Origin of the sequence: Baaleninema sp., from assembly GCF_049974805.1 — a bacterium.
In the GTDB taxonomy this organism is placed as follows: domain Bacteria; phylum Cyanobacteriota; class Cyanobacteriia; order Cyanobacteriales; family Geitlerinemataceae; genus Baaleninema.
Window position 1 is genome coordinate 1 of record NZ_JBNGCO010000182.1, and the last position, 5879, is coordinate 5879.

Genomic DNA, 5879 nt, shown 5'->3' on the forward strand with positions numbered 1-5879 from the left:
TCAAAAGTAGGATGGACTCACGACTCTCGCTTAGAAGTGGTTTTGGTTCAGCATTATAATGGCAGAGCGTATATTTTGACTGTATTTGGCGACGGACTAGCTTACGGAGAAGATTGGGATTTCTTCCCGATAGTTTCGCAACTGGTTTATTCGCGAATGATGGAATAAATTAATAGTTTTTTGCAAAAAAATATGATATAATATATTATTTTGCAAGCAACGAAATACAATTTCATCGGCCAGCGATCGCCCGATATCCGACATCTTCAAAATGCCGGATATCTCCTTGAGATTTGCTTAAATCCTGTCAATCGGTAGCGTTTCGGCTGGCAATTCCCGACCATTGAACTTTCTTTTCTCCCGTGCGTCGATAGGAAAAAAAGCGATCGCTTTGCTGATACGTACATTCAGAAGAAACGGCGATCTGTTCCGGGGAAATCTCCAATCGATCGAGTTGCAGGCGAATCGCTTGGCGCACGTCGAGGCGTACCTTCCCCGGTTGCGAATCCGGTAAAACCGGAGACTCAGGAAGTTCCGAAACTTGCTGAAGAACCTCCTCCTCAGACGCCTCATCGCCAACAGAGACGATCGATCTTCCCACCTGCACCGCCACCTCCGACGAAACCTGATACACTTCCCCCGAAATCGCCGGACCCAACGCCACTCGCAAATCCTCCTGACGACTTCCCCCCTCCCGCAACGCCGCGATCGCTTCGGGGACGATGTTCGCCGCCGTTCCCCGCCATCCGGCGTGAATCGCCGAAACGCACCCTCGCCGCAAATCCGCAATCAGAACTGGGGTACAGTCCGCACTACAAACCCATACCGACTCTTTCGAGTCGCCTTCAGGATGAGTGAGAATCCCATCGGCTGGCTGCAAGTCCGCCGTCCTCTGCGAAGACAGCGGTTCGAGATCGCAGGTTCGCACGACGGTGTTTCCGTGAACCTGCTGCGTGCGGTACGCCGTCGCCTCAGCATCGAGAACGCGCACTAACTCCCGTGGCGTATCCGGCCGAAACTGCTGCGTAAAAAAGCCGTGGGGAAAAGGTTCCAGCAGACTGCAAGTTAAGTAGGGTTTGCCTTGCCACGTCTGCCATTTCCAGGTGTTCATGGGTTAAAAAAAACAACGGGTGCGAAAGGTTCTGTGGAGGAGCGAAATCGTAGTGAAACCGTTGAATCGTCTCTACTTCATGTTACCGTAGTCCGGGTTTGAGTCGCTCCACGAGCCAGCAGAAATATCGATACGGAGAGCAGAAACCGTGAAGGCGATCGATCTATCTCTCGAACGAATTGAAGCGGCGTTAGCGGTGTTGCAGGAAACCCGCCGTGACACAGCTTCACCGTTGGCGATCGCACTTTTCGACGAAGTCTCCTCCACCAATCGCCTATTGTGGGAACGGGTGCAGGGGGGATCGCCCTCGGGAACTGTTTGCATCGCAACCCGTCAAACAGCAGGGCGGGGTCAATGGTCTCGTCAGTGGGACTCCCCAACCGGGGGATTGTACCTCTCAGCCTATTGGACGGTAGATGTCCCGACGCGCGACAGCGGTCAACTGACTCTGGCGAGTGCCTGGGGAATTGCGACGATGCTGCGAGAGCGATCGCTCCCCGTATTACTCAAGTGGCCCAACGATTTGCTGCTTGAGGGACGCAAACTCGGAGGAATTCTCACCGAAACCCGTCTTCAAGGCGATCGCGTTACCCAAGCCGTCGTCGGCGTCGGCATCAACTGGCGCAATCCCGTCCCCGACCTCGGGATTAACCTACAGCAGTTTTGGCAAGACCATCCCGAACTGACCGGGTTTTCCTTGGAATTTTTAGCAGCCTTAGTCATCGTGGGTATCGATCGCGGACTCTCTCGATTGCGAACCCAGGGCATCGACCCCATTCTACCGGAGTACCAACGACTTCTCCTCCACCTCAATCGCGCGATCGATATCGACGGCCTCGCCGGAACCATCATCGGCGTCGCCCCCAACGGCTATCTCCGCGTCCGCACCAGCCTTGGAACCCAACTCCAGCTTCCCCCCGGCCGCGTCCGGATTCCTTACGAGGAGGGGATGAGATGATGAGATGATGAGGTGAAACTCCTTAGGGGTGCAGAAAAGTCCTGAAACCCTTGTGGGAAAAAATATCGCCCTATTAAAGGGTTGACCCCAAAATCTCAGATCGGTAAATGGCTGCCGGAGATCTGCCTCGAACCCCAATACATAAAAGATGTATTTTGTCAAGTTAAGATCTCGAAAAGTTTTTTGTACCACTGAGGGTGAAACTCTCAACTGTCAACCCTCAACAGTTTGCACTACACTTTGGATTAGTCTTTTGGAATAATTAACCAATGTAAAGAGATACGTTACTATATAACTATACTTTCAGATTTAACCCCAAAGATCGACCAGATCGCCAAGCCAAATCGCCGACTTATGGAGCGCATTCAACGGGAAGATATGCACAAACGTTCGACCTCTTCAAACCCTCGCCGTTTCCCCTTCGTTCGGGGCGTCAGTTGGATTAGTAGTATCAGCCTTCTCAGCAGTGGCGCTGCGTTCGCCAAAGCCCCCTCCAAAGTAGACGCTTACATTCCCGAAGCGACGCCTCCCGCCGCCACAGATTACGGAACCTCGGATTATAAAGGCGTTGCCCCGGACGCAGTTTTTGAAGCGCCTCCGGCGTCGGCAAATCCCGCCCCCCTTCCCCAAGAATCGATCGCCCCGCCGGAACCCATTGCACCGCCTCAATTAGAGCGTCCGACGCTGCCGTCACCCCAACATAGCTACATCGACAGGACGGATTACAGCCTGGGGGCGACGACGCCCAACCAAGCCCCGGTGGTGGTGTTTGAAGAGCGATCGACCGGATGCGAAGCGGCGGTGGCACAGGGACAAGCGGTGCCGGGAAGCCTGTGTCCTCCGGCGCCTCAACCGCAACAGCAATTACCGGATTCCCAGTGGAACTCAGCCCCCGTGGCGTATCAAGACGTGATGCCAACGCCCATTTCCCAGGCGCAACCGACGGGATTCGCACCGATGGCTGCCAACGCGCCGGGAGTCGATCCTTCGAGTTTACCCTCGGCGAATTTCAACTACGCCCAGATGGAAGCGCAGATTTTGCGAGATATGGCGGTGCGTCCCCTGGGGCAGATGGGGAACGGGGACACCCGCTTGATTTTCCCCCTGTCGATTCCGGCGCCGATCAGTTCCTTTTTCGGGTGGCGCAACCATCCCATCGCAGGAGAGCGCCGTTTCCACACGGGAACGGACATCGCCGCACCGTTGGGAACTCCGGTGTTAGCAGCGTTTACGGGACGAGTGGCTGTGGCGGAAGCTCTCGGCGGCTACGGGTTGACGGTGATTTTGGAACACAACGACGGAACGGCGGAAACCCTTTACGCTCACTTGTCCGAGTTGTTGGTGCGTCCGGGCGATCGCATTCAGCAGGGGCAGGTCATCGGCCGCGTGGGCAATACGGGCTATTCTACGGGTCCGCACTTACACTTTGAAGTCAAGCAGTTAACCGAGCAAGGTTGGGTTTTTCTCGATCCCGGCCGTCAGTTAGAGGTGGCGTTGGCGCAGTTGATCGATCGCTTCGAGATTTCTCGCGCGAATCCTGATAGCGGTGAAGCGGCATCGCCGCTATAAGTCCGATCTCGAATCGATCGAGACAATCGACAAACGCGATGTGACAAATTGTCCGACTGCATCCATTTTCTAGTGACTCCCGAAGAGGCGAATTCAGGTTCGCCTCTTTCTGTTTGGGAATTGGGTGAGAGAAAAAAGAACAGTCCCGGCATCGCTCCCTTTCACTGGAGTCGTTTGAGACACGAACGGTCAAGCTCGAAGAGGCGATCGCCTCGGCGATCGTTAATTAAATATTAATAAAATAGATTTCAAAATACAAAAAATATTCTATTTCATCGATGTAAACCTTAAAATAAAAGAGACTCGTATTAGGGTGGAAGCCCAAATCTTCCGGTGACGCCGTAAATTGAATCAGATATAACCAAACTTACAAAGCGCGTCAAATATCGGCAGAGGAGTGAACTTTTCAGTGGTTCGTAGACGAGCGTGATGACACGAAAAACCCTCAAGCTCTTGTTAGTCGAAGATAACGCGGCTGACGCTCAGCTTATGCGAAAAATGCTGGCCGGCGATCGCGGAAGCGGTCTAGGGTCGAGGGAGTCAGTTCAGTACGCTTTGACATGGGTGGAAACCTTGAAAGAAGCTCGCGAGTCCATCGCGAGACAGTCTTTCGATGCCATTTTGCTCGATCTCAGTTTGCCCGATAGCGTCGGTCTCGAGACCATCACTGCCATCGCCAGGGATGCCTGCAACGTGCCAATTGTGGTTCTGACGGGCTTAGATAGCGAAGAGATCGCGGTCGAGTCCCTTCGCAACGGCGCTCAAGACTACCTGGTTAAAAGCGAACTCCATCAGACTTGGCTTTTGCGAGCGATTCAGTACGCTATCGAACGACAGCAGATTTTCGATCGGCTGCGCCAACTCAACCAAGAGTTACAGCGATCGAATCGAGATCTCGAAGAATTCGCCTGTGTCGCGTCTCACGACCTCCAACAACCCTTAACGAGCATTACCGCCAACGCCCAACTGTTCGAGTTACAGTACGGCGATCGTCTCGATCCGCAATCGCGGCATTATCTCAGACGCATCTTGGAGGCTGTTCGACGAATGCAACAACTGATCCAAGACTTGCTCGCCTACTCCCAACTCAATACGGATTCAGGGGCGTTGCAAGCCACGGATTGTAACCGAGTTGTTCGCATCGTTATCGGACACCTATCAGATACGATCGAGCGCACGGGGGCGATCGTTGAATCCAAAGCGTTACCGACGGTAACCGCTGATGAAGTGCAACTTATCCGTTTGTTTCAAAACCTCCTTGAAAACGCTCTCCGCTACCGACGTCCGAACGTGACGCCTCGGGTGCAAATTTCTGCAATGCCCCTCAACGGAGAGTGGTGCTTTAGTATTTCGGACAACGGCATCGGCATCGAGTCGAAGGATTTTTCCCGAATTTTTAAAATCTTCCAACGCCTGCACAGCCAGGAGCAGTATCCTGGTACGGGAATCGGCTTAGCAATTTGCCAGCGAATTGTAGAAGGCCATAACGGGCGTATTTGGGTCGAATCCGAACTCGATGAGGGAACGACCTTTTTTTGGACGCTTCCCAAAGATTGAGGAGTTAGGCCGAAACCCGGTTTTTCCCAAAATTCCGCGATCGCAGCGGGAAGATAGCCACGGAAAACGGGGTCTCTCGACCGAAAAGTGCGTAACTCCTGAGATTAATCGACCCTAGCAAGCCAATGACGAATCAAAAGCCCTTGAAGGTATTGCTTGTTGAAGACAATCCTGCCGATGCTAAATTCATTGGCAAGTTACTCCGGCGGGGAACAACCCGTTTGTTACAGTTGGTGTCCGTCGAAACCCTAGCCGAAACCATCGAGACCGTTGCTAGTCAGTCTTTCGATGCGATTTTACTCGATCTGAATTTACCCGATAGTTGCGGACTCGAAACCCTACGCCAAACCCACGAGATTTCCGGAGAAGTCCCCATTGTCGTTTTCACGGGACTCGACGACGAAGCGACGGCGATCGCGGCCTTGCGAGAAGGCGCTCAAGACTATTTAGTTAAAGGAAACGTCCAAGCTGAATGGTTGCTGCGATCGATGCGTTACGCCATCGAACGCAAACAGACGTTAACTCGCTTACAGGCTACCGAGGCCGCTTTAAAACAACAACTCGCGCGAGAACAGCTTCTCGGCAGAATTGCCGAACGCATTCATCGATCGCTCGATCTCTGTGAAATTTTACGGGAATAGATCGGGAGCTTGAAAGCCCCGTGATTTTAATCCGGGGATGAAA

The 5879-nt window shown here is 53.1% G+C and carries 5 protein-coding genes; 4 read left to right on the top strand and 1 reads right to left on the bottom strand.

Features of this window, described 5'->3' with window-relative positions:
• Nucleotides 1-307: 307 nt before the first annotated feature.
• Nucleotides 308-1111 carry a peptidoglycan editing factor PgeF gene (gene pgeF, locus ACP5D4_RS20670; protein WP_428013499.1) on the bottom strand — a complete coding sequence of 268 codons (804 nt, stop codon included), beginning with the start codon at nucleotides 1109-1111 and terminating at the stop codon, nucleotides 308-310.
• A 148-nt stretch (nucleotides 1112-1259) separates the two neighbouring features.
• Between pgeF and ACP5D4_RS20675 the strand changes: the two genes are divergently transcribed.
• The 4 genes from ACP5D4_RS20675 (at nucleotide 1260) to ACP5D4_RS20690 (ending at nucleotide 5836) form a co-directional block, all read left to right on the top strand.
• On the top strand, nucleotides 1260-2069 hold the full coding sequence (locus ACP5D4_RS20675; RefSeq protein ID WP_428013500.1) for a biotin--[acetyl-CoA-carboxylase] ligase: 810 nt from the start codon (nucleotides 1260-1262) through the stop codon (nucleotides 2067-2069).
• Nucleotides 2070-2423: 354 nt separating this feature from the next.
• A complete protein-coding gene (locus ACP5D4_RS20680) occupies nucleotides 2424-3638 on the top strand; it encodes a M23 family metallopeptidase (RefSeq protein ID WP_428013501.1) in 1215 nt (404 codons plus the stop codon).
• Between the two features lie 429 nt (nucleotides 3639-4067).
• A complete protein-coding gene (locus tag ACP5D4_RS20685) occupies nucleotides 4068-5195 on the top strand; it encodes a sensor histidine kinase (protein ID WP_428013502.1) in 1128 nt (375 codons plus the stop codon).
• A gap of 125 nt (nucleotides 5196-5320) precedes the next feature.
• Nucleotides 5321-5836: a response regulator gene (locus ACP5D4_RS20690; RefSeq protein WP_428013503.1), complete on the top strand. Its 516-nt coding sequence runs from the start codon at nucleotides 5321-5323 to the stop codon at nucleotides 5834-5836.
• The last annotated feature ends 43 nt before the right edge of the window (nucleotides 5837-5879 follow it).

Bases quoted from the DNA above. Each gene is read 5' to 3' on its own strand.
- ACP5D4_RS20680 (WP_428013501.1), top strand. From the start codon at position 2,424: ATGGAGCGCATTCAACGGGAAGATATGCACAAACGTTCGACCTCTTCA.
- pgeF (WP_428013499.1), bottom strand. From the start codon at position 1,111: ATGAACACCTGGAAATGGCAGACGTGGCAAGGCAAACCCTACTTAACT.
- ACP5D4_RS20685 (WP_428013502.1), top strand. From the start codon at position 4,068: ATGACACGAAAAACCCTCAAGCTCTTGTTAGTCGAAGATAACGCGGCT.
- ACP5D4_RS20690 (WP_428013503.1), top strand. From the start codon at position 5,321: ATGACGAATCAAAAGCCCTTGAAGGTATTGCTTGTTGAAGACAATCCT.